This window comes from Rhizobium sp. 62_C5_N11_2 (genome assembly GCF_051811185.1).
Lineage (GTDB): Bacteria > Pseudomonadota > Alphaproteobacteria > Rhizobiales > Rhizobiaceae > Rhizobium > Rhizobium leguminosarum.
Genome location: NZ_JBPWPW010000002.1, coordinates 735,585 through 757,669 on the forward strand (window position 1 = coordinate 735,585; position 22,085 = coordinate 757,669).

Annotated in this window: 19 protein-coding genes, 4 pseudogenes and 1 other annotated feature; of the genes and pseudogenes, 10 read left to right on the forward strand and 13 right to left on the reverse strand. The window is 58.4% G+C overall.

The window, feature by feature from the left end; all coding sequences use genetic code 11:
* Window positions 1-28: 28 nt before the first annotated feature.
* Both AB8B31_RS27140 and AB8B31_RS27145 read right to left on the reverse strand, forming a co-directional pair.
* Window positions 29-267, reverse strand: a pseudogene (locus tag AB8B31_RS27140) (IS66 family transposase); the annotation flags it as partial.
* Window positions 268-323: 56 nt separating this feature from the next.
* On the reverse strand, window positions 324-911 hold the full coding sequence (locus AB8B31_RS27145; protein ID WP_018245223.1) for a TetR/AcrR family transcriptional regulator: 588 nt from the start codon (window positions 909-911) through the stop codon (window positions 324-326).
* Window positions 912-1,009: 98 nt separating this feature from the next.
* Between AB8B31_RS27145 and AB8B31_RS27150 the strand changes: the two genes are divergently transcribed.
* The 5 genes from AB8B31_RS27150 to AB8B31_RS27170 all read left to right on the forward strand — a co-directional run bounded on the left by AB8B31_RS27150 (window position 1,010) and on the right by AB8B31_RS27170 (window position 8,877).
* Window positions 1,010-2,122 (forward strand): efflux RND transporter periplasmic adaptor subunit, encoded by a 1,113-nt coding sequence (locus tag AB8B31_RS27150; RefSeq protein ID WP_018245222.1) that lies wholly within the window; start codon window positions 1,010-1,012, stop codon window positions 2,120-2,122.
* Window positions 2,122-5,232: an efflux RND transporter permease subunit gene (locus tag AB8B31_RS27155; protein WP_018245221.1), complete on the forward strand. Its 3,111-nt coding sequence runs from the start codon at window positions 2,122-2,124 to the stop codon at window positions 5,230-5,232. The genes AB8B31_RS27150 and AB8B31_RS27155 overlap by 1 nt, the downstream gene beginning before the upstream one ends.
* Window positions 5,233-5,234: 2 nt before the next feature.
* Window positions 5,235-5,858 (forward strand): TetR/AcrR family transcriptional regulator, encoded by a 624-nt coding sequence (locus tag AB8B31_RS27160; RefSeq protein WP_018245220.1) that lies wholly within the window; start codon window positions 5,235-5,237, stop codon window positions 5,856-5,858.
* Window positions 5,859-5,941: 83 nt separating this feature from the next.
* A complete protein-coding gene (locus AB8B31_RS27165) occupies window positions 5,942-6,775 on the forward strand; it encodes an SDR family NAD(P)-dependent oxidoreductase (RefSeq protein ID WP_018245219.1) in 834 nt (277 codons plus the stop codon).
* A gap of 395 nt (window positions 6,776-7,170) precedes the next feature.
* A complete protein-coding gene (locus tag AB8B31_RS27170; protein WP_018245218.1) occupies window positions 7,171-8,877 on the forward strand; it encodes a SulP family inorganic anion transporter in 1,707 nt (568 codons plus the stop codon).
* Window positions 8,878-9,167: 290 nt separating this feature from the next.
* Here the strand turns inward: AB8B31_RS27170 and AB8B31_RS27175 are convergent.
* Window positions 9,168-9,442 (reverse strand): annotated as a pseudogene (locus AB8B31_RS27175) (IS5/IS1182 family transposase); the annotation flags it as partial.
* A gap of 235 nt (window positions 9,443-9,677) precedes the next feature.
* Here AB8B31_RS27175 and AB8B31_RS27180 point away from each other — a divergent pair.
* The 3 genes and pseudogenes from AB8B31_RS27180 to AB8B31_RS27190 all read left to right on the forward strand — a co-directional run.
* Window positions 9,678-10,382 carry a carbonic anhydrase gene (locus AB8B31_RS27180; protein WP_026188655.1) on the forward strand — a complete coding sequence of 235 codons (705 nt, stop codon included), beginning with the start codon at window positions 9,678-9,680 and terminating at the stop codon, window positions 10,380-10,382.
* A 7-nt stretch (window positions 10,383-10,389) separates the two neighbouring features.
* Window positions 10,390-11,916 (forward strand): SulP family inorganic anion transporter, encoded by a 1,527-nt coding sequence (locus AB8B31_RS27185; RefSeq protein ID WP_018245215.1) that lies wholly within the window; start codon window positions 10,390-10,392, stop codon window positions 11,914-11,916.
* A gap of 26 nt (window positions 11,917-11,942) precedes the next feature.
* Window positions 11,943-12,158, forward strand: a pseudogene (locus AB8B31_RS27190) (IS3 family transposase); the annotation flags it as partial.
* Window positions 12,042-12,149 (forward strand) — a sequence feature (AL1L pseudoknot). It overlaps the preceding pseudogene by 108 nt.
* 400 nt (window positions 12,159-12,558) lie before the next feature.
* Here AB8B31_RS27190 and AB8B31_RS27195 read toward each other — a convergent pair.
* The 3 genes from AB8B31_RS27195 to AB8B31_RS27205 all read right to left on the reverse strand — a co-directional run bounded on the left by AB8B31_RS27195 (window position 12,559) and on the right by AB8B31_RS27205 (window position 14,572).
* Window positions 12,559-13,083: a hypothetical protein gene (locus tag AB8B31_RS27195; protein ID WP_018245214.1), complete on the reverse strand. Its 525-nt coding sequence runs from the start codon at window positions 13,081-13,083 to the stop codon at window positions 12,559-12,561.
* Window positions 13,084-13,149: 66 nt separating this feature from the next.
* Complete coding sequence (locus AB8B31_RS27200) at window positions 13,150-13,695, reverse strand: MOSC domain-containing protein (RefSeq protein WP_018245213.1); 546 nt, start codon at window positions 13,693-13,695, stop codon at window positions 13,150-13,152.
* Between the two features lie 247 nt (window positions 13,696-13,942).
* Complete coding sequence (locus AB8B31_RS27205; protein WP_018245212.1) at window positions 13,943-14,572, reverse strand: hypothetical protein; 630 nt, start codon at window positions 14,570-14,572, stop codon at window positions 13,943-13,945.
* Window positions 14,573-14,634: 62 nt separating this feature from the next.
* On the opposite strand from AB8B31_RS27205, the pseudogene AB8B31_RS27210 reads away from it, so the two are divergent.
* Window positions 14,635-14,758 (forward strand): annotated as a pseudogene (locus tag AB8B31_RS27210) (VOC family protein); the annotation flags it as partial.
* A gap of 71 nt (window positions 14,759-14,829) precedes the next feature.
* Here AB8B31_RS27210 and AB8B31_RS27215 read toward each other — a convergent pair.
* From AB8B31_RS27215 to AB8B31_RS27235, 5 genes are all read right to left on the reverse strand, one after another.
* Window positions 14,830-15,621, reverse strand: coding sequence for an SDR family NAD(P)-dependent oxidoreductase (locus AB8B31_RS27215; protein WP_018245211.1), 792 nt, complete (start codon window positions 15,619-15,621; stop codon window positions 14,830-14,832).
* A 1,523-nt stretch (window positions 15,622-17,144) separates the two neighbouring features.
* Window positions 17,145-17,369: a hypothetical protein gene (locus AB8B31_RS27220; RefSeq protein ID WP_018245210.1), complete on the reverse strand. Its 225-nt coding sequence runs from the start codon at window positions 17,367-17,369 to the stop codon at window positions 17,145-17,147.
* A 91-nt stretch (window positions 17,370-17,460) separates the two neighbouring features.
* Window positions 17,461-17,814 (reverse strand): DUF982 domain-containing protein, encoded by a 354-nt coding sequence (locus tag AB8B31_RS27225; protein WP_077988347.1) that lies wholly within the window; start codon window positions 17,812-17,814, stop codon window positions 17,461-17,463.
* Between the two features lie 4 nt (window positions 17,815-17,818).
* Complete coding sequence (locus AB8B31_RS27230; protein ID WP_018245209.1) at window positions 17,819-18,628, reverse strand: non-homologous end joining protein Ku; 810 nt, start codon at window positions 18,626-18,628, stop codon at window positions 17,819-17,821.
* An 11-nt stretch (window positions 18,629-18,639) separates the two neighbouring features.
* Complete coding sequence (locus AB8B31_RS27235) at window positions 18,640-19,542, reverse strand: non-homologous end joining protein Ku (protein ID WP_018245208.1); 903 nt, start codon at window positions 19,540-19,542, stop codon at window positions 18,640-18,642.
* A 183-nt stretch (window positions 19,543-19,725) separates the two neighbouring features.
* Here AB8B31_RS27235 and AB8B31_RS27240 point away from each other — a divergent pair, with 183 nt between their 5' ends.
* On the forward strand, window positions 19,726-19,941 hold the full coding sequence (locus AB8B31_RS27240; RefSeq protein WP_077988346.1) for a DUF3606 domain-containing protein: 216 nt from the start codon (window positions 19,726-19,728) through the stop codon (window positions 19,939-19,941).
* A gap of 90 nt (window positions 19,942-20,031) precedes the next feature.
* Here AB8B31_RS27240 and AB8B31_RS27245 read toward each other — a convergent pair whose 3' ends face one another.
* Together AB8B31_RS27245 and AB8B31_RS27250 are read right to left on the reverse strand one after the other, a co-directional pair.
* Window positions 20,032-20,487: an NUDIX hydrolase gene (locus AB8B31_RS27245; RefSeq protein WP_018245206.1), complete on the reverse strand. Its 456-nt coding sequence runs from the start codon at window positions 20,485-20,487 to the stop codon at window positions 20,032-20,034.
* Between the two features lie 83 nt (window positions 20,488-20,570).
* Window positions 20,571-22,019 carry a CYTH and CHAD domain-containing protein gene (locus AB8B31_RS27250; RefSeq protein WP_245268265.1) on the reverse strand — a complete coding sequence of 483 codons (1,449 nt, stop codon included), beginning with the start codon at window positions 22,017-22,019 and terminating at the stop codon, window positions 20,571-20,573.
* Between the last annotated feature and the right edge of the window lie 66 nt (window positions 22,020-22,085).

Below are 22,085 nucleotides of genomic sequence, written 5' to 3' on the forward strand. Positions count from 1 at the left end.
GCGACGGAGAGACCCTAAGCTATGCCGACTAGGCGGCCGCTATGGTGCTGGAAACGTTGGCAAAAAGTTGATTAATCGGCATAGTTCGCCGGTCGGCATAAACCGCCTTATGCCGCGCGCGGCATAAGGCAGTCTCGATGAGCGAGGCGATGGTCGCCCAGTTGTCCGCTCCCGCGTCATGCCCGGCAAAAGTGCGTTCTTGTGGTTGAGGGCAATCGGCCGAATGGTCCTGTCGACGCTGTTGTTGTCGATCTCGATGCGACCGTCCAGACCCTTCCCAATATTTGGCGTCCGGACCAGGTCACCGAACCCAGCGATAGTCTTTAGGTGATGCCATCACCGCGCGCAATGCGCCTGACTTCGCCAGCGGCTGCGTCGAGGATGCCTTGCGACAAATTCTCATCCTGCAAGATGCGCGACAGCGTGACGGCGCCCACCATCAGAGACAGTATCGCCATCGCCTTGCCGCTGGGATTTGAGCTCTTGGCGTCGTCCATCAGCTCATCCAGCACCTCAAAGTGAGCGAGGATACCATCCTCAAATGGACGCCTGACCTCTTCACTCTGCCGCGCCGCGTCCGATCCCAACGCCACTAGAGGGCAACCGTCACCCTTTTCTCCAAGATGTCCGGGTGAGAGGTAGAACTCCATGACTGCTTCGAGGGGATCGGAACTTGTCGCAGCCGCCGTCGACCATCTGCGTGTAGCGCTTTCCAGCGCGCGCCTGGACGCCTGGGCTGCAAGATCGTCCTTGGACGAGAACTGCTTATAGAACCCACCTTGTGTAAGGCCCGCCCCCTTCATCAGATCTTTGAGGCCAATACCGTCGAAGCCGTGCTCTCGAAACAGACGGCTTGCGACGTTGATCACCGTTTCCCGGTTCTCCTCGGCCTGTGCCCGGCTCACTCTCATACTGATCTCCGATTAGATTTCATTTGACATCTATAACGCAATTAGATTTAGATCGCAATCTAAATCATCCGGATCGCTGGTCAAGAAGAGAACTTAAGATGAAACGCAAACATGTCCTGACTCTCGTGGGCCTCGCGGCAGCGGCGGGTGCCGGTGCCTATTTCGTGGTTTTCGGAACCCCTAAGTCGGAGGCAGAGGCTGCGGACCCAAGGACTGCCTCGCCACTGGTCAGGGTGGCAGAGGCGACAAGGACTGAAACGGCAGAGCGATCTTTTACCGGCACGGTTGCTTCGCGAGTACAGAGCAATCTGGGCTTTCGGGTTCCGGGCAAGATCGTTCAGCGGATGGTCGATGTGGGCCAGCAGGTCAAGCAAGGCCAGGCTCTGATGCGCATCGATGAAACCGATCTTCAGCTTGCTCTGACGGCGAAGCGCAATACGGTTACCGCAGCGCGTGCTGTCCTGATCCAAGCACAAGCAGACGAGAAACGGTATGCGGCGCTGGTCAAAAATGGATTGGCCGCCACCCCGCAGCGTTATGAACAAGCGAAAGCGGCCCTCGATACGGCCTCGGCACAGCTTGCCGCGGCTGAAGCGGACGCCGAGGTTGCGGAAAACGCCGCCTCCTATAGCGTTCTTCTTGCAGACTCGGATGGAACGGTCGTCGATACGCTCGGAGACCCGGGACAGGTGGTGTCAGCGGGACAAACGGTGGTTCAACTGGCGCAGGCGGGGCCGCGTGAAGCCGTTGTCTGGCTACCGGAAACCCTGCGGCCCGAGACAGGATCCGAAGCGCAAGCCAGTGTCTATGGAGGCGAGGGTCTAAGTGGAAAAGCCCTTTTGCGACAGATTTCCGATTCTGCCGACCTGCAAACCCGGACCTACGAGGCGCGGTATGTTCTCGAAGGCGCCGCTGCCTCTGCCCCGCTTGGTTCGACGGTGACGATCAAAATATTCGACGCGAACCGGCGATCGGAGGTCGCCGTACCAGTCGGTGCCATCCTGGACGACGGCAGCCGGACAGGTGTGTGGGTTGTCAACGGGGCCACATCGACCGTGAACTTCAAGCCTGTCGAGATCAAGCGGATCGGCGAGGAAATGGCATTTGTCACCGGAATAGGGGTTGGTCAGCAGGTTGTCGCTCTGGGCGCGCATCTACTGGAAAATGGCGCGACCGTCAGGACGGCTGCGCAGCAAGAGGTGACAAAGTAATGAGCTTCAATCTTTCCGCCATCGCGGTTCGCGAACGCGCCGTTACATTATTCTTTATTGTCCTGTTGGCCGCCGCCGGGGTCTATGCCTTTGTCAAATTGGGCCGCGCCGAGGATCCCTCCTTCACCATCAAGACCCTGACGGTAACCTCAGTTTGGCCGGGCGCCACCGCGCGTGAAATGCAGGATCTTGTCGCAGAGCCACTCGAGAAGCGTATCCAGGAACTCACCTGGTATGACCGCGTCGAAACAACGACGCGGCCTGGCTACGCATTCCTTACAGTCACACTCAAGGATAATACTCCGGCGTCCGCAGTTGAAGAGGAGTTCTACCAAGCGCGCAAGAAGCTCGGCGACGAGGCTCGAAATCTTCCGCCCGGCGTCATGGGTCCCTTTGTCAATGATGAATATTCCGACGTGAGCTTCGGCCTTTACGCATTGAAGGCGAAGGGGATGCCGATGCGGGACCTCGTTCGGCAGGCGGAGGTCATCCGCCAGGATCTGCTGCATGTTCCGGGCGTCAAGAAAATCAACATCCTCGGGGAGCGCCCCGAAGAGATATTCGTCGAATTTTCCTATGCCAAGCTCGCGACACTTGGAATATCGGCGCAGGATGTTGCCGCAGCCTTGCAGAGGCAGAACACGGTGACGCCCGCAGGCTCGATCGACACGCGCGGGCCACAGGTCTTCATCCGTTTCGACGGAGCCTATAATAGCGTACAGGCAATTGCCGACACGCCGATCGTAGCAGGTGGACGAACGGTGAAACTCTCCGATCTGGCGGATGTACGGCGTGGCTATGAGGATCCGGCCACTTACGTCATCCGTCACAATGGCGAACCGGTTTTGATGTTGGGCGCCGTAATGCAGCAGGGCTGGAATGGCCTTGACCTCGGCAAGGCGCTTGAAGCCCGGTCCGCCGCGATCGCGCAGACACTGCCGTTGGGCATGACCCTTACAAAAGTTAGCGATCAGGCCGTCAATATCGACGAGGCGGTCGGTGAATTCATGCTGAAGTTCGCCATGGCGCTTGGCGTCGTGCTGTTCGTGAGCCTTGTCGCACTCGGCTGGCGCGTTGGCATTGTCGTGGCACTCGCCGTGCCGCTGACGCTCGCCGTCGTCTTCCTCATCATGCTGGAAACCGGTCGGTTCTTCGACCGCATCACACTCGGCGCGCTCATTCTTGCGCTGGGCCTTCTCGTGGATGACGCCATCATCGCCATTGAGGTTATGGTGGTGAAGATGGAGGAGGGCATGGATCGCATTAAGGCGGCCGCTTATGCCTGGAGCCACACGGCGGCACCGATGCTGTCCGGCACACTCGTCACAATCATCGGACTGATGCCCGTTGGTTTCGCCAAGTCGACTGCAGGTGAATATGCCGGCAACATCTTCTGGGTCGTGGGATTTGCCCTGATCGTTTCCTGGATCGTCGCGGTGACTTTTACGCCCTACCTCGGCGTGAAGATGCTGCCTGACATCAAACCGGTGGAAGGTGGACACCACGCCATCTACGATACGCCGAACTATCGCCGCTTGCGCTCATTCATCGCGTTTGCGGTTCGCCATAAGTTCATGACCTGCGCCGTGGTCGGCGTGACGATGGCTGTCTCGGTCGTCGGGATGGGAGGGGTAAAACAACAGTTTTTCCCGACATCAGACCGGCCTGAGGTTCTCGTCGAAGTTCGCATGCCTGAAGGTACGAGCATTCAAACCACGACGGCCGCGGTGGAGAAGGTCGAAGACTGGTTGCAGGCCCAGCCGGAAACAAAAATCGTCACCAGCTATGTAGGGCAGGGCGCTCCCCGCTTCTTCTTTGCCATGGCGCCCGAGTTGCCCGACCCCGCCTTCGCCAAGGTTGTCGTGCTGACGCCCGATGCGCATGCACGAGAAGAGCTAAAGCATCGCCTTCGCGCCGCAATCTCTGACGGCCTTGTTCCAGAGGCATCCGTACGCGTCACGCAGCTCGTATTCGGTCCCTATACGCCGTTCCCGGTCGAGTTTCGGATCATGGGACCGGATCAGGAGGAACTCTATAAGATTTCCGAGCAAGCTCTGGCAATTATGAAAACTGTGCCCGATGTCCGTCAGGCCAATCGCGATTGGGGCAATCGAACGCCTGTGTTGCGCTTTGTCCCTGATCAGGAGCGGCTCAATCTGATCGGTCTTTCACCGTCCGAGGCAGCCCAGCAGATGCAGTTGCTGCTGAGCGGCATCCCTGTCACGCAGGTGCGCGACAACATCCGCAACGTGCCCGTCGTCGCACGCAGTGCTGGCGAGAACCGCCTCGATCCATCACGCCTTGCCGACTTTTCGCTGATGAGCCGGAATGGTCGCCAGGTTCCCCTCGATCAGATCGGGCATTCCGAAATCCGGTTCGAGGAACCGATCCTGAAACGGCGCGATCGGACACCGGTCATTACGATCAGGTCGGATATCAACGAGGCGACGCAGCCGCCGGAGGTCTCCCAGCAGGTGATGAAGGCCCTTCAGCCGCTTATCGCATCGCTTCCAGTGGGATATCGCATTGAGATGGGCGGCAACATCGAAGAATCGCTCAAGGCCAATGTCGCACTTGTTCAAGTCTTCCCGTTGATGATCGCGGCCATGTTGATTGTCATCATCCTCCAGGTACGCAGCCTTTCGACGATGACGATGGTCATGTTGACCGCGCCTCTTGGACTTGCAGGCGTGGTCCCAGCGCTGCTTCTGTTCAATCAACCCTTTGGATTCAACGCCATTCTCGGTTTGATAGGACTGGCCGGCATCCTCATGCGCAACACGCTGATCCTGACGGAGCAGATCAAGGAGAACCAGGCTGCAGGTCTCGACGACTATCACGCTGTCATTGAAGCAACCGTCCAGCGGACTCGTCCTGTCATCTTGACCGCGCTCGCAGCCGTACTGGCCTTTATACCGCTGACGCATTCGGTGTTCTGGGGATCGATGGCCTATACGCTGATTGGCGGAACGGCAGCCGGGACCGTGATGATACTGCTCTTCCTTCCAGCCCTTTACGCGGTGTGGTTCCGGATCAAGCCTGCAAAAGAAGAGAGCCACGAGGAAGCCATTGAGCGTCTCGAACCGCCGATAGCACTGGCTGCGGAGTAGGAATGTTGTGCCCGACCCGACGAGCCCTCCGCACCCGTACAGAAACGCATACCGATCTCTGGCGGGAGCGAATCCTCGATGTGGCGGAAGAACACTTTCGGCGCATCGGGTACAAAAAGACATCGGTAGCCGACATAGCATCCCACCTCGGGATGAGTAGCGCCAATATATATCGCTTTTTTCCTTCAAGGGCGGCGATCAACACGGCGATTTGTGGTCGCATCATCGGACAAACAATGCGGTCTGCAGCTTCGATTGCACAGATGGAGGGGCCGGCTTACGAGAAGCTGGTAGAACTTTTCAATCAGCTTCACAGGGAACGGAAAAACACCTTCCTGCACGAGAAGCCGGTTCATGATCTGGTTGTCGCCGCAACGGCACAGAACTGGGCGATCATCGGTGCGCATAATAAGCATCTCGTGGCGATCATCGAGGCGATTGTAAATGATGGGATCGACACAGGCGCGTTTCGTGTTGATGCGGCGAAGGCCGCCCGATCTCTGATGAACGCCCTCATGCCCTTCTACCACCCTGTTCTCATAGAGCAGGGGGTCCGAGACGGCGTAGATACCGAAGAAGGTCTGCGTGATCAGATCCACTTTATTCTGAAAGCAATCGATGCGTGAAGCGCTCGAATATCTCCATTCGCCATCAACCCCGAGGGAATCAAACATGGGGGGTCAGGTCCAGTTAATTGACAGGAAAACGAATGCAACACAGTGCTGACACGGGAACGCAAATCTCCGTCGTGGAAAAAATTGATGGCGCTCCCGGAAAACGTGCCCTGATCACCGGTGCGTCAAGTGGCCTTGGCCTCGAATTTGCTGAACTGCTCGCGGCGCAAAAAGTCAATCTCGTACTCGCGGCCCGGCGCAGGGAGCCAATGGAGAAGCTCGCTGCCGAACTTCGGCGGAAGCATGATGTCGATATCGTTGTCGAGCCAATCGATCTTGCCGCTCCAGGCGCTGCTGCCCGTTTGAAGACCAGCCTGGATGAGAAGTCGCTACAGATCGACATCCTGGTGAACAATGCCGGATACGGGTTGCACGGCGATTTTCTCGAAACACCGATCGAGCGCACCACCGATATGATCCAGCTCAACATCACGGCGCTCACCGAACTGAGCTATGCTTTCGGACGTGACATGGCCGCCCGGGGATCGGGCCAGATCCTTCTCGTGGCAAGTCTCCTTGCGCTTCAGCCGGTTCCCAGCTTTGCTGCTTACGCTGCGACGAAGTCTTATGTACTGGCGTTTGGAGAAGCCCTGCACGAAGAGCTCCGTCGGCAAGGCGTGGTCGTCACCAGCCTTTGCCCAGGGCACACCGAAACGGGTTTCGATACAGCTGCCGGGGCTCCGGTCTCACCCATACTGCGCCTTTTGACAATGAAGCCCCGTCCAGTCGCCGAAAGCGGCCTTCGAGCACTCTCTCAGGGGAAAGCGTCCGTGATCGCCGGGTTCATGAATAACGTCGTTGCCTTTTCAAATCGCTTGACGCCACGTTCGATGCAGCGAGCCACCATGAAAAGAATTCTGGGGCCATAGAATGATCATTGTTGCCGCCCCATACCGATATCCGGACAGGCCGGTTTCCAATCCCCAGCGTGCAATGCTTCATCGACATGGCATCTACCGCCGCAGCGGTCCCTTCAGTCGATTAATGCATCCAGAATACCCTGGCGATCATCAATGGGTATCGACAAGAGGAAGAAAGGCTCGCAGCATATCGCCGTTCCATATAACGATGCGCGTGCCGCTGATCTTCGATCAGGATGACTATCCCCCGTGGCCGAGTTCTTGAAGTAGGTTACAGTAAGATACGACCGCGGAATTCGATCCGCATTTGATCGCCAAGGAGCGGAGCTAGAGTGGTGTCGCTTCCTTGATCAACGAGTAGTCGTGGCTAGGAACCGATAGACTCCCAAACCTTGCGAGGACCTATGGTACAGCCCAGTGTCAAACCTACCGCCCACTCCGCGCTACCCATCGTCAATTGGGTCCGCGGCTACCAGCATGACTGGCTGTCGCATGATGTATTCGCCGGTGTCGCGCTCTGGGCGGTCATGGTTCCTGAAGGAATGGCTTACGCCGGTATCGTCGGTGTCCCGCCGATCATGGGACTTTACACGATAGTCCCGGCACTCCTTGCCTACGCACTTCTCGGTAGCTCATGCCAGCTTGTTGTCGGACCCGATACGGCGACCGGTTTGCTCTCTGCGTTGACCGTTGGTGCCATCGCGACCCAGGGGACGGCGGATTTCAATTCGCTGACGTCAACACTGGCGGTGCTGATCGGCTTTCTCTTCCTGATCTTTGGTTTCATGCGGATGGGGTGGATCGCCAGCTTTATTCCTGCGCCGGTTATGCGGGGGTTCATAGAAGGTCTCGTCTACGTGACGATCATCGGCCAAGTGCCTCATCTGCTTGGTATCGAAGGCGGATCGGGGAACTTTTTCGACAAGCTCTCCAACATCTTGGCACACCTGCCGGACGTCCATGTTGCGCCTGCCGCAACCGGTCTGCTTTCGCTCGCTACCATGTTATTGCTTCGCCGTCTGGTGCCGCTCGTACCGGCAGCTCTCGTCGTCATGGCCGTTGCCACGATCGCCATCGGCGTGCTTGGCGGAGAGGCTTTCGGCGTGCATGTAGCGGGCCACATCCCCTCAGGCTTGCCAAGTCTGGCCCAGCCAAACCTTGATCCAGCAATATGGTTGCAACTTGCGCCAGGCGCGCTTGCGATCGTGATGGTCGGATACGCGGAAGCTCTTGGGGCGGCCAAGGCGGCCGCACTGGAAAGCGGCGCCGAGATTGACCCGAACCAGGAACTCATCGCACACGGACCCGCGAACATGTTAAGCGGGCTTTTCGGCGGTTTCCTCGTAGTGGGCAGCCTCTCCAAGACATCGGTGGCAATGGCAGCAGGCGCACGAAGCCAAGCAGCTAACCTGGTCGCCGCTGCGCTCTGCTTCCTAACGCTGATTTTCTTGACCCCGCTTTTCCGCACGATGCCGCAACCGGCGCTAGCGGCCGTTGTCATCGCGGCAATGCTGCATCTGTCGAAGCCAAGCTACTTACGGCAGCTGTTCTTGCGCAGCCGCTGGTCTTTCGCGAACGTTCTCATTGTCATTGCGGGTGAGTTGATCCTTGGCGTGCCACAGGGCATCGCGCTTGGAGTCGTGCTATCTCTCCTGACGCTTATCTATCTCGTAAGCCACCCACTCAGCGCCGAACTTGGTCAAGTCCCAGGGGTCGAGGCCTATCGGGATGTGGAACGCCATCCAGACGCAAGGACGTTTGACAGGCTCTTGATATGGAGAGCTGGCGGTGACCTTTTCTTCGCGACCATCGGACGAATGGCCGGCATGTTGAAAGAAGCTCTGAGCGCACGACCCGAGGTCAGATGCGCGCTGCTCGACTTTAGCTCGGTAAACTTTATCGACGTGACTGCAGTGGACGGGCTTTCTGTCCTTATCAAGGACCTTCGGAGCGTGGGCGTCACCGTCGCATTCTCCCACGTTCGGGACCCCGTACGAGATGCCATGCGGCTTGCCGGGATTGAGGAATTGGTGGGACCGGGCAGGTTCTACGAACGGACAACGGACGGAGTGAATGCATGGCTGGAGGAAAGCAATTCCTTGGCTGGCTAAGTTACGGCATGGGATAGAAAGATGCAGATTTGCCACATGCAGCGTTTCTCACGAATGGAACCTATACAAGTCTGGTATGCCAGCACAGACAGCATGACCGTGTGACCAGCAGCCCCGATGGCCATGGCATCTTTCGTCGAAAGCGATTCGATGAGCTTGACGAGGCAGTCGCCGTTTAACCTGGCTCTGTGCGCATATCCGCCGTGATGGGTCTGACTCAGACCCCAACTTTGGCAACCACCTGGCCGAGCGAGGCAGCGGGCGACCAAAGCCGATCCGGCCAGCAGTATCTCAGCCCCTTGGCGGCGCCCCGCTGGTGCACCAGCGTGCTGATGGGCGCCGATGATGATGGGCTCATCGATCACATATTCGAAGTCTGGATCGTGCGAGATAGCGGCGAACGTGCGCCACGAGATACCCTTCCGGCTCCCGCTGCTGAAACGGCGGAAGACATTGTTACACTCGCCGAATCATTCCGGCGGGTCGCGACAGGGCGAGCCGGTACGCACCAAAGCACTGCTTCCACAAACATGCGGTTGTCGCGGCCGGACGAACTGCGTGTGCGGCAGCTTTGAATCTGATTTGCTCATGGCAGACCGTCTTGCAAATAACCTGCGACGTGAGTTGGAATTAGCCAGATCACATCTCGTTCAAAAAATGTTGCGCTGCAATATGGTGTGGAGCTCTTTTTTTCGGAGTTCCTTTCCCTTTATCTACGCTTGCGAAAAGATCGCTTCTGCAACCCGCCGGATGAGCGACAACCTCCCAACCCGATGTCCGGCTAGAAAGAGGATCCGAATATGGGTGATCTCCTGAAAGGTATCTCCAATTTTCGCGGCGCCGTGTTTCCTGGTCACTCGGCGCTTTACCGCAAGTTGGCTCGCGAAGGCCAGCAACCACATGCCTTGATGATATCTTGTGCTGACAGCCGCGTAATGCCGGAAACGATAACGCAGTCCGGTCCCGGCGATCTCTTCGTTTGCCGCAATGCAGGCAATATTGTTCCGCCCTTTTCGACCCTCAATGGTGGCGTCTCGTCGGCTATCGAATACGCTATCCTCGCGTTAGGTGTCAGCGACATTGTCGTTTGCGGTCACTCCGATTGCGGGGCGATGAAAGGGCTGTGCCGGCCGGAAATGCTGGAACCGATGCCGAATGTCGCAGCCTGGCTGCGGCACAGTCACGCCGCCTTTTCGATTGTTTGCCAAGCCTATCCCGACAACCTTTCCGAAGCCGAACGCGTGCGTGCAGTGGGCATGGAAAACGTCGTTGTTCAGCTCGACCACTTAAAGACGCATCCGTCCGTGGCTGCAAAGCTCGCGACCAACGAGATCACCCTGCATGGCTGGTTCTTCGACATCGAGACGGGCGAGGTCCAAGTCTATGACGGGGCTTTGGCAAGTTTTACCGAGGTGCAGGAGGGTGAGGCGCTGCCAGTCGCCTTCACAGGGCGAAATCACCCGCATGTCATGCCGCGGGTTTCTGCAACGCTTGCCGGGGAATAGTGACATCATGAAAAACAGCTCTGCATTTTCGCGCGACCTGGCTTCGTCTCTGGTCGTTTTTCTTGTCGCCATTCCGCTCTGCCTGGGCATCGCCGTCGCCTCCGGGGTACCCGTGGCCATGGGACTTGTCTCCGGTATCATAGGTGGCCTCGTTGTCGGGCTTCTGGCGGGCTCGCCTCTTCAGGTCTCAGGCCCTGCCGCTGGTCTTACCGTCATCGTCTTCGGCTTCGTCGACCAGTATGGAATTGCCCTGCTGGGGCCGGTCCTGCTCGTCGTCGGTCTCCTGCAGATCATAGCGGGTTTCCTCCGGATCGGCTCTTGGTTCAGAGCAATTTCGCCAGCCGTGGTTCATGGTATGTTGGCCGGCATCGGCATTTTGATCATCCTCGGGCAGGTCCATGTTCTGATGGGCTCAAAGCCCGCGGCGGGAGGCATCGAGAATGTCACCGCTTTCGACGAGAGCGTCGGCAGACTATCGGGCGCCAGCGTGACCAACGAGGCCGTCGCACTGCTGGTTGGTCTCATCGCTCTCCTCGCGATGGTCTGCTGGGAGAAATTTCGCCCCAAATCGCTGCCACTCGTTCCTGGGGCGCTTGTCGGGGTTGCAGCCGCCACGGTCCTGACCACCGCGCTCGACCTCCCAATTGCCCACGTATCTGTGCCTACCTCACTCCTTGAGAGTATATCGCTGCCGACCGCTGAGAATTTTGCCAACTTGGTGCAGCCCGGCGTCATCTTGGCGACCCTGATGATTGCCGTCATTGCGAGCGCCGAAACACTTCTTTCGGCAGCGGCAGTCGATCGGATGCATGACGGCGGACGCACGCGCTTCAATAAGGAGCTGTTTGCCCAGGGCGTCGGCAACGGACTGTGCGGCCTGCTCGGTGCATTACCTATCACGGGTGTCATTGTCCGGTCATCGGCCAATATTCAGGCGGGGGCACGCACGCGAATCTCGGCAGTATTGCATGGCCTATGGATCCTGGGCCTGGTGGCGCTTTTGCCGGATCTTCTGGAAATGATACCGTTGACGGCGCTCGCCGCTGTCCTGATTGTCACCGGCTGGCGGCTGATCAGCCTTCATCATGTGCGCCACCTGTTCGAACACCATGGTCTCATGCCGGTCGGAATCTGGGCCGTCACAGTGGCGATGGTCGTCCTGCAGGACTTGCTGGTTGGTGTGGCGCTCGGACTTGCGCTGTCGATCCTCGAAGTTCTTCCCTATCTGCGCCGAAAGCAGGCGATCCGGCATTCCGAAGTCAACGGCGAAATACATGTTCGGCTGCGCGGAGCGGTCACCTGCAAGGACGTGCCAGCGCTACTTAATACGCTCGAAGGGCTGCCTGAAGGTCGTAAAGTCAGTATCATCGGCAGTCACCTGCATTACATTGATCACACGAGCGCGGAGACCATCAGCGAATGGCTCCGGCGCGAGACGAAATCCGGTCGAACGGTTGAGATCCACCCGCCCCAGGCAGCGCGTCATCCCCGCCTCAAGCCGCTATTTGAGCGATTCTCCGCCGAAGCCGCCTGATCGTCTTCGGGCGGGCGATTGCGTTTAAACGAGCAGGCCTGCTGTGTAATGTTGCAGAAAGATGAAGGCTCTTGAGCAGGGAACCGGGACCTTCTTCAGGCCCACGAGATCTTGCGCGAGATGTATGCTCATTTCACGAAGGCGGACCTCGACCGCCCATTGAAGCGATGATCGTTCATCGACGAACAGTGTTCGGGGTCGAGCCGATCTGCAGGCTACTGCCGATCGGCTCGTCAATCTGGTGTGAGACTTCAATGAGGACGGTAGCGGTATTCTTGGTGCCGTTAAAATGCGCTGAGGGTCAGCACGGCCGAGAACACCAGCAGGGTTGCGGATCCGCATCGCCGGGCCAGCAACGGCATTTGTTTTTCACTTCCCAGAACAATTCTGCCTGTCGACAGCCAGATCGAGGATGTAAAAAGGACGACGAAGGCGAGGGTCGCGGTGGCGGCTATCCCAGACACATCCTGCGCGGGGGCATCATCGTGAGCCCGATGATAAGTGCCTTGTGGCTTGGCCGAACGAATGGGAAGGGGTGCCTAGAGTTCGAGTCCACTCAAAAGCATAACGGCTCCAACACCGCACCACCAGGTAGCGGCCGTTGGCGCCTGAGAAACGGCTTGCCCTCGCTGCACGCCTTCTCTATTCGTCCAAAATGCCTCCTCCACCCATGACGAAACGCTTCCTTGTCAAAAGGAGCGCCAGCGTGACGGGGCGAAGTCCCTGCCCATCGACGCCGACGTCGTACTGGCGGGGAAGAGGCTTCAATCTGCCATGCGAGTGGCCATGCAGATTGATCGACTTCTTGCCCATCTGGTTCCAGGTTCGAAAAGCGTAATGGCACAGGATAAGATGACGTTCCTCGTGGCGGAGTTCCGCGTAATGCTGCACGCTTTCCCAGCCCGGCGAATTCGTGGTCGTCGCCGGGTCATTGTTGCCGATGATCAGGTGCTTTCGACCGTTCAACCTGGCAAGCAGCTCGGTACAATCGCCCGCTCTTGCCGACATGAAGTCTCCCAGGTGCCAAACCTCGTCGTCAGGCCCGACCGTTTCGTTCCAAGTGCGGATCAGGGCGTCATCGTGTTCGACCACGTCGGAGAATGGACGTCTGTCGAGACGAAGGACACGCGGGTCGCCGAAATGAGTATCGCCGGTAAAATGGATCATGTGCAATAACTGGCGTCTGGCGTTCGAACGTCGATGCGAGGGTGCTTCATGAACAATACGGGCGCCCTACACGACTTCGAGCGGAAGCAATGGTGGGACGGGAAACTCGATGGCAATAGCGTCGCCGGGAACGACGACTCCGCCCTTGAGCACGATCGTCATGACGCCGGTCTTCCGAATGAGTTCGCCGTTCGGTCCTCTGCCGAGGACGGCTTTGAGAAGTCCCGGCTGGAGGTTGTCGATCTGCGAGCAGGGATTGCGCAGCCCCGTGACCTGAAGCTCGACGTTCGCACCGAGCTTCAGAACCGTTCCGCGCGGGAGCGCCAGAAGGTCGACGCCGCGGGTGGTAATGTTTTCGCCCAGGTCGGCCGGACCAACCTTGAAACCTTGATCGGCAAGCTCGTCCAAAAGCTCCGCCTGGATCAGATGAACCTGTCGCAGGTTCGGCTGACTGGGATCGGCCCGGATCCGGGAGCGGTGCTTGACGGTCACGCCCAGGTGCGCGTCGCCCTCGACGCCGAGACCCGCGAGGATGTGGATCTCATTCATCTGCCTCTTCGAAAACCGATGTTTATCATCCGTCGCGACTGCGATCACCTGTCCGCGGTCCATGCGATCCTCCTCAAATTTCACCGAGACGTTTCCATACCTTCATGTGCATCGCCGGGGAAGCCATGGCAGAATTCCTCCTGAAAATCCGGGGTCACGCTGCGGACCAAAGCCGATTCATCAGCCACGAGTCATCTTCACCAGGGACCGCACATCGATACGTTGAAGGTCAGGGCGAGGAATTTCCAGGAACCTGAATGTGAAACAGGCTTGTGCTCCTGGGCGCCAGGACAGCGAATATGGGGTGGGTTCACCGAAGAAGGCCGTCGACGTTGAATTCTTCCCAGCCGCGCAGCTTCGTCGCTGCATCGTCCGGATGTCGTTCGATCGTCTTAGAAGACTTGCCAGCATTCTTCAGAGATCGCGTCAGCTTCGCCTTGTATGCTGCCCTGCGTCGGTTCTCCGCGGTCGCCGCCAAATCCTCCTCCCGCCATTCATCGACGACGCCCCGATTGAGAAGGTCTTCCACGACGCGCGGGTCGAACACGTGGAAGGTGATCTTTCGTGCTCGACCGCGCAGTTTCACGGTGCGCGTGCCAGCGCTCGGCAGACGGCCGTCCTTGAGCCAGCGATGACGCTCGCTCGTCTTGATCGACAGGATATCCTGGATCTCGCGCGGGATTACAGGCATGCTTTCGATGTCTTCCAGCGCAGTGGCGACAACCGACGCCGCGCCATGGAATTCTGCCTTGGCACTTGCAGGCATCGCCAGCGTGAGTTCTCCTTGCTCGATATCCAGCGACTTTTTCGAAGCGATCGGCAACCGCGCCCGCAGCTCGAGGAGAATTCCCTTGACGCGGACCGAAGATCCCAGGGTCGCTGATGGCGGCAGCACCCACGTCCTGACCAGCTCCACATCGTTCTTTTCGTGTTTCGGCATGAACCCTAGATGGGATAAGCAGTGTTCCACGTCAACGAGTAGTATCACCAGGATAAGCCAACATCGGGATCGTCGTCGAAGCCATTGGGGGTGGCGATAGACTTCTTTCGCGAGCTCGGCCTCGAACTCGAAGGCCGCGCGACGATCGAGGGCGAATGGGCTGGTCGCGTCACTGGTCTGGGCGACCACCCACGATCGGTGGGTCGTAGGTGCGCTGGTAGGCATGCCATACCGCCTGCAGCGGTAGGTCGGTGGAGTCAGAGCGTGTCGATCAGCCCTCCGTCCACACGCATCGAAGCGCCCGTCGTTGCGGACGCCAAAGGGGAGGCCAGGTAGGTGACGAGGTTGGCGACTTCCTCCACGCTTGCAGCTCGTTGGATGATCGAACTGCCGCGGTGCTTCTTGACAAAGTCCGCCGCGACCTCCTCGATCGGTTTCCCGGTCTTCGCCCGCTCATCGGCGAGCATCGCCTCGACGCCTTCGGAAAGTGTGGGGCCGGGGAGGACGGAGTTCACCGTGACGCCCGTGCCAGCCATGCGCTTGGCAAGGCCGCGGGCAACGGCGATGTCTGCCGTCTTGCTGACGCCGTAGTGGATCATCTCGACCGGAATGTTGAAGCCGGATTCCGACGCGATGAAGATGACGCGGCCCCAGTCGATCTTCTGCATGCCGGGTAGATATGCACGTGAAAGCCTGACGGCGGACATGACGTTCACCTGCCAGTGACGGTCCCATACCTCGTCGTCCGCGTCGAAGAAATCGAGCGGCTGAAAGATGCCCGCATTGTTGATGAGGATGTCCACATGAGGAACTTTGGCGAAGAGTGCGTCGCATCCTTTAGCGGTTGCGAGATCGGCTGCGACAGCGGTCACGCTTCCCCTGGCACCTTCGCCTTTCAGGCGTTCGGCGGCATTTGCGGTCTTTTCTTCGGATCGTCCGTTGACCACCACGTCTGCGCCCGCCCTCGCGAGCTGGCGGACGATCGCGTATCCAATGCCTTCGGTCGATCCCGTGACTAGCGCGGTCTTGCCTGTGAGGTCGATCTGCATCTTCTGCTCCTGTGAGGTTGGATCACAGAACGTATGAACTGGCGAGCGGTCTCGCAACCGTCCAGGATGCGGATAATCCTTTCGGGTAGGGGAAGGAGCCGATCGAAACCAATCAGGTTTGTTACCGGGCGGCCCGGTCGGCCGCTTCCTCGTCTTCGCCGCCCGGTCTCCCAAGCCTGAAGGGATTGTCCCCGTTTATCGAGATCAAACGCGAAGATGGACAGTGAGGTAAACGAGCCTAGCATCGGCCCTCGCTCCAATTTGCCGTGAGGCTTCGCGAAGTATTCGTCGATTTCCGTCTTCACCTTTGCTCGCGTAAGATACTGAAGCTTCTGACGAAGCTTTTCGACGTCTTCGTCGGTAGCCGGGCCTGGACTGCGCGATCGCGGAACCTTTCGCGCGATCGTTCTGTGCTCGATTTGACCACAAGGCTGTTTGCGCTCGTCTTTAATTCTCTACCTTTATTCAAATAAACTGAAAAAACAACTTTGGATACACTTCCGGCGGAGCGTTATATAGTGGGAACTTTTGAATGCCTTTGGTGGTTATTTATACGGTCGCTCGGCGATTGTTGCTTACCCCAAGCAGACAACACTCCTGTGCGCCGGGCGGCCACTTCGCCCGAGCGTTTACTTGTTTGACTGAAAGCTCTCGAATGACTAGCGGACGTAATAATCGTGGGCAGGGAGACGTTCCCCCAGAGGCAGGCTTCGCAAATCGCCTGCTAGTCCGTATTACCCGCCTGCCTAGACCGTTTCGTCGGGCGATTGGATGGACTGTTTACCTGGCCCTCGTGCTGGTAATGTTCGCGGTGACCTTGTTGCCGGTTTGGTGGTCGCAATAAGTTCCCGACAGGCCATCGGCCGTTGTGCAGGCGAGACGGCGGTCCGTCTGATTCGCGGAGCTTCTTGCCGGGCGACTTGAATTAAACACAATCCGACGCTATTTAACGGTCATCGGCGTTGCTGGTGAGTGCTCCACGCGAGTGTTCGCGACTGCCGAAGTCGCTTATCTGCTTTTGACCACGGATGTACTGGCACTGGTGTGAAGAGCGATGTTGGAAAGGTCGGTGCGATTTCGCCCCGGCCTTTTTTATTTGCCCGTTGGGCGGGCAGGCAGGCGTTCCATCTAACGACATCAGTATCGTTGCCAACAACGCTGGCCGCGTCACCAGGGTTCAAACTGGGTCGACCCGGTCGAAAGTCGACGTTCCTACAGCGAGCGGGGTGGATCCGGTTGGACGACACGCTCGATCCATATTCCCTGAGCAGATCACGCAAGAGCGCGACGGGTACCGGTATCGGCGCGCTCTCGGTGGGTACAGGGACGTTGGACGTGTCTGGCGTTCGGAGGGATGGTGAGGTCGAAATCGGTTGGAGGGAGCAGGGCAGCCCCGTCGTCGAACCTCCCGCAAGTTCCGATGGGTTATGGCAAATTTCTCCATCGGGCAGTTTGGCGGTGTGAACGCCCGACAAAAAGGGTGCCCCGTCGAGAGCCTTCGGTCGCTTGCCCGATAAACGGTCTCACTCGGCGGCTTGCCGGACAGGGTATTCTTCTGGGAGCTCCGCCGGAGCGATGATCTCGAAGTCCGCGGGCATGGCGTGCTGATCGGTTCCCAGGAGCGCCAGCGTCCAATAGTCAGGATCCTCCCCGAAGACCGTAGAGACCCGAACGATCGTTGGTTGTCCGTCGAAATACTTCGAGGACTTCGCCCAGTAAAATGCATGCGGAACCAAACTCACTGCCATGACGCCTACTCCCGTGACCTGTGGACGATAGCAGAAAACCCAGAAATGAGAATGCCTGAGCTCGTCCAGGTCGTCATCTGGTGGAGAATGATCACCCGTCGACCGATCCGGCTTCCAATTCACGTCTTCGCACGACGACTTTCCGGCGCGGAGACGCGGCACGGCTCCGAAGCCGCTGTTCGTCGTCGGGCAATACCTTCAAATGGGCGGCTCGAGCTGCAGACACGAAAACTTGTCTCGCCCTCGTGGGCTGCAATTCGCCTTGAGGCGACCGCATACATGAGGCAAGCGCGTGCTGCCATGTCGGACCATTTAGATGCCTGGGCCATCTCTCCGACATCAAGATGCCCATCAGGCCCGATATCGTGGATGCCGTTGCGAAGTGTTCTCGATCGGGCGAAGACACGGCAATTTCCATGATTGGTATCGCGCTCACGTCGTGCATGATGTCACCGGGCCTTGCCCGATTTCAGCTCTGCGGCCACGGACTTTTTCAACGCGTCCATGATGTTCACGACATTCGAGCCCTGAGTGGCGTCCGGCTTGCCCTTCGCGGCCTTCTTGGCGGGCTTGAGAGCCCTCTTCTTCTCCGCAATGATCTTCAGCAGGCTTTCTTGGATCGGGTCGCTGACCATGTCCGAGGACCACCGGGAGGTCTTCTGCTTGATTAACTGCTGGACTAGCGGAATCAGTTCGGGGTCAGCCTCTTCATCGATTCCTTCGAAGTAGGATTCCTCGGGACGCACTTCGTCGCCGAACCGCAGCGTCCAGAGAACGATGCCTTCGCCGCGAGGTTCGAGAACGACCGCACGCTCCCGACGACCGATTACGAGCTTCGAGACGCCGACGACTTTGTCCGATGCCATCGCATCTCGAATGACGGCAAACGCTTCATGTCCGACCGGGTCGTCGGGCATAAGGTAATGGGGCTTCTCGAGATAGACCCATTCGATGCTCTCGGCCGGCACGAACTTGTCGATGTCGATGGTCTTCACCGTATCAAGAGCCACGGAGTCGAGGTCGTCGTCCGTCAGAATGACGTAGTCGTTCTCGCCGCGGGCGTAGCCCTTGGCTTCGTTTTCGTCCTTCACCGGCTTGCCCGTCACCGAGTCGACGTACTGTGAGACGACACGATTTCCTGTTTCCCTGTTGAGCGTGTGGAAGCGAACCTTTTCGCTGTCGCTTGTCGCCGGACTCATTGCCACGGGACATGTAACCAGCGACAGCTTGAGATAGCCTTTCCAGTAGGGGCGCGGCATGGCTGGTCTCCTCAGCTCGCTTTACGCTGCGCGGCCGGCGCCGCCGCGGATTTGCCCGAGGCGCGACGGGCCTTGTCGCGGCTGGAACCGGCGTTGGCATTGGCGGCCGTCCGCTTCGGCTTGCTCTCCGCGGCCTTCACCATCCTGGCACTCTCTCGAAGCGCGGCAAGAAGGTCGTTCGGTTTCGAGACCTTGACTTCCTTGCGCTTCGGAAGCGCCTTACCTTCGATCTTCGCCTTCACCAGTTCCGCCACGGCGGCTTCATAGCGGTCATCGAAGGTCGCAGGATCGAACTCGCCCTTCTTCGTCGAGATGATGTGCTTTGCGAGATCAAGCATCTCGCCCACGATTTTCATCTTCGGCATTTCTTCGAAAGCCTTCGCAGACGAGCGGACCTCGTAGTCGTAGTTCAGCGTCGTTGCGATCAGACCCTTGCCGTGCGGTCTGATCAGGACCGTGCGCATCCGTCGGAAGAGGACCGTGCGGGCGATGGCCACGACCTTCGACTTCTTCATTCCGTCCCGCAACGCGGCGAAGGCGTCGCCGCCCATCTTGTCGGGCGTCAGATAGTAGGGCTTGTCGAAGTAGACGTCGTCGACATCGGCGCAAGGAATGAATGCCTCGATCTCGAGCGTCTTGTTGCTCTCGGGGATCGCTGCGGCCACTTCTTCGGGGTCGATGATGATGTACCGGCCGTTCTCGATCTCGAAGCCCTTCGTCTGAGCTTCTTTCGGAACAGGATCTTCGGTCTCGCTGTCGATGAAGACGCGATTGACGCGATTGCCAGTCAACCTGTTGATCGTGTGGAACGTGATGCGTTCCGAGGTGCTAGCGGCGGTGTAGAGCGCGACGCCGCACGACACCTCGCTAAATTTGAGGAAGCCCTTCCACTGAGCACGATGACCACCCGCCATGACCCTTCACTCCCGAATCACTGAGTCGCGACTCAAGACTCGACGAGCTGATTCGTTCCGACTTGAAACGAATCATTTTTCAATGGCTTACGCCTGTTGCTTAGGAAACTGATTCCGGTCGCGGATCACCATTTCGATAAAGCCTGGTCGGCAGTGTTAGCCGTTGCCGGAACTTCCTGATTCATCAGTCGTTTAGGAAGAGAACTCAACAGGAGGCACTTCCCAACGGCAAACACCAGCCGAGGCCGCGCGCAAGATCGAGCCCGTGTGGCGGGAGGACAGGATCACGAGGTCCAGTATGAGGCGGAAAAAGAACGGGTCTCGAAGTCGAAGGTCAGGGAGACTGTCAAAAAAGTCGGCAACAGCCGCAAGAAGGTCGAAGCTAACCTGGAGAAGTAGAGGCGAGTTCACATTCCAAGAGGAACTCGTCGCTGACGAAAGGCGGAACGGGAATTCCCCACATCGATAATATGTCCGCGACCGATCGAGCTAGAGGAGTCGTCCCGCACGCTTGAACATCCGTCCAAACTTGAGCAGTAGGCGCTCAAGCTCCGGTTCGTCTACGCGGCGGGCGGCCTCCATTGGCGTCAGCCACACGGAGTCTCGCTCGGCCATCTCTGGAAAGCGCTTTCGGTTACGGCGGACCTCCAGTAGGAAGACGGCAACGACTGGTCGCGCTCCACTTCCGTCCTGCATAAGTTTGTCATAGAAGAACTCGCCGAAGGGCTTCTTCTTCGCCCTTCCGATCACGCCAGCTTCCTCCCAGGCTTCACGTTCCGCCACCTTGCGCGGCTTAAGACCTGATATCGGCCAGCCCTTCGGGATCATCCAACGTCTCGTCTCCCGCGTCGTGATAAGAAGCACCATTGGCCCCTTGGGTGTGTTTCGGAAACACAATGCACCATATTGCTGGATCGGCTTCGGATAGACGTCAATGTCATTCATCGTGTCTGCTCATGTTCATCGACGTTCTCGACCGTGCCGGATAGGCTGAGGTTCCTTCGCTTGAGGTTCATGGCGTCCTCATGTCAGCGCCAGAAGCGCTTCGTGTCGATGACCTCATCTACTGAGGACTGCGCCATGCGGATCAACGCATTCTTGTCATCGTGAGAAACGACAGAATCTCGAGCAGGGTGGTTGGCCAGTCCATGCTGCGCGAGCACCTTCGGTCCGGTTGCCAGATCGTTCAGTGCTCCAAGATAGTCCTGCAGCTCCTCCATCGCTGCGATGAATTTCCGGTGCCGGCGCGTGCCGCGCTTGTCGTCGAACAGCGATCCGAAGAACTCGGCCGCGTAGCGAAGCTTTTTAGCGTCCTTGCGAACCTGGTGACGATGCTCGTCGTCGGTCTCAGCCAACGCACTGCCATGCTTTTTCAGCTTCTTACGCATCTTCTCGATGGCCCTCGCGGCAAACTCCGAGGCCGATGTGTCCTCGGAAGTTGCGCTGCCGCCAGTGCGATCGAGGTCACATTGAAGCCACTCGTTGAAATCGATAATGAGCGCGCGCGCTCGCGCCGACCCCAGAGCCTCGACAGCGTCGCCGTATGCCTTGTTGCGGGCATCCTTGAGCTTGGCCCGAAGATCGGAGTCCTTCGCTTTCATAAGCAGGACGTCGAGATTACGTGCTTCGCCGAGGACGCCGGCGAGCCAGCGAAGCTCCTCTTGGATCCTTTTCGGCTCGTCGCCCATCAGGAGCGGCCTGAACAGAGAGAACGCAGAGCGGAGACGCCGCAGAGCTACCCGCGCTTGATGAAGGGCTTCCGAATTTCGTCGCTGGAGAAGGATTTCTTCGTTGAGACGGAACTGCCGAAAGCAGGACGCGGCGATCTCTCGAAAGGCGCTAGACGCCTTGATGTTTCGTTCGAGATCGAGGCGCTCTGCCTTGAACATGAATTGCTGCCTGTCCAGAAGCGCGAGGCCCCGATCTGACTTGGACTGAATGCCGAATCGGAACGGCGCGATCGCGTCGATCTTGCGAATGAAGATGAATAGGTCCTTCGGATCGCCGTCCTTCAGTTCAACCTCGATTTCCTGAACAGGCGAGCGCCTGTTGCCAGACACTACGTCTCCCCGATCAACGACCACCTCCAGCCGAGAGCCGTTCAACTCGATGTTCCAGACGCGACGCTCAATGAACACGGTGAAAGCGGCTTCCACCTCAAGTTCCGGTCCGAACTCGCTTATGAGAGGGCTCGTATGGTCGAGGACGGGTTCATTGCCTTCAATGGACGTCTCCCATTCTGAACGAACAAACAGTGATTTCGCCGGCCCGGATGCCTTCACAGTCTGGACGTGGGACGCGCCGGTAGAGCGGACACGCAGAGAGAACCCCTTCTCCGACAGCCGACGATCGTCCGTCTCGAAGTAGGTCGAAGACTGCTGCAGCGCCTCGTCGGGCTGTCCGAGAAGATCGGAACCCAAAAGGCTCTCAAGGGCTTCGCTAGAGAGGTCGAGCTTGATTTCGATTTCTGATGGCAAGGCAGGCTCCATTCTGATTGGATGCTCATCAACGCTGGAGGCCCTGTCATAGTTCGGTCGCGTCAC

Excerpts from the sequence above, each read along its gene's own strand:
- AB8B31_RS27145 (WP_018245223.1), bottom strand. The coding sequence starts at position 911 with ATGAGAGTGAGCCGGGCACAGGCCGAGGAGAACCGGGAAACGGTGATC.
- AB8B31_RS27150 (WP_018245222.1), top strand. The coding sequence starts at position 1,010 with ATGAAACGCAAACATGTCCTGACTCTCGTGGGCCTCGCGGCAGCGGCG.
- AB8B31_RS27155 (WP_018245221.1), top strand. The coding sequence starts at position 2,122 with ATGAGCTTCAATCTTTCCGCCATCGCGGTTCGCGAACGCGCCGTTACA.
- AB8B31_RS27160 (WP_018245220.1), top strand. The coding sequence starts at position 5,235 with ATGTTGTGCCCGACCCGACGAGCCCTCCGCACCCGTACAGAAACGCAT.
- AB8B31_RS27165 (WP_018245219.1), top strand. The coding sequence starts at position 5,942 with ATGCAACACAGTGCTGACACGGGAACGCAAATCTCCGTCGTGGAAAAA.
- AB8B31_RS27170 (WP_018245218.1), top strand. The coding sequence starts at position 7,171 with ATGGTACAGCCCAGTGTCAAACCTACCGCCCACTCCGCGCTACCCATC.
- AB8B31_RS27180 (WP_026188655.1), top strand. The coding sequence starts at position 9,678 with ATGGGTGATCTCCTGAAAGGTATCTCCAATTTTCGCGGCGCCGTGTTT.
- AB8B31_RS27185 (WP_018245215.1), top strand. The coding sequence starts at position 10,390 with ATGAAAAACAGCTCTGCATTTTCGCGCGACCTGGCTTCGTCTCTGGTC.
- AB8B31_RS27195 (WP_018245214.1), bottom strand. The coding sequence starts at position 13,083 with ATGATCCATTTTACCGGCGATACTCATTTCGGCGACCCGCGTGTCCTT.
- AB8B31_RS27200 (WP_018245213.1), bottom strand. The coding sequence starts at position 13,695 with ATGGACCGCGGACAGGTGATCGCAGTCGCGACGGATGATAAACATCGG.
- AB8B31_RS27205 (WP_018245212.1), bottom strand. The coding sequence starts at position 14,572 with ATGCCGAAACACGAAAAGAACGATGTGGAGCTGGTCAGGACGTGGGTG.
- AB8B31_RS27215 (WP_018245211.1), bottom strand. The coding sequence starts at position 15,621 with ATGCAGATCGACCTCACAGGCAAGACCGCGCTAGTCACGGGATCGACC.
- AB8B31_RS27220 (WP_018245210.1), bottom strand. The coding sequence starts at position 17,369 with ATGGCAGTGAGTTTGGTTCCGCATGCATTTTACTGGGCGAAGTCCTCG.
- AB8B31_RS27225 (WP_077988347.1), bottom strand. The coding sequence starts at position 17,814 with ATGCACGACGTGAGCGCGATACCAATCATGGAAATTGCCGTGTCTTCG.
- AB8B31_RS27230 (WP_018245209.1), bottom strand. The coding sequence starts at position 18,628 with ATGCCGCGCCCCTACTGGAAAGGCTATCTCAAGCTGTCGCTGGTTACA.
- AB8B31_RS27235 (WP_018245208.1), bottom strand. The coding sequence starts at position 19,542 with ATGGCGGGTGGTCATCGTGCTCAGTGGAAGGGCTTCCTCAAATTTAGC.
- AB8B31_RS27245 (WP_018245206.1), bottom strand. The coding sequence starts at position 20,487 with ATGAATGACATTGACGTCTATCCGAAGCCGATCCAGCAATATGGTGCA.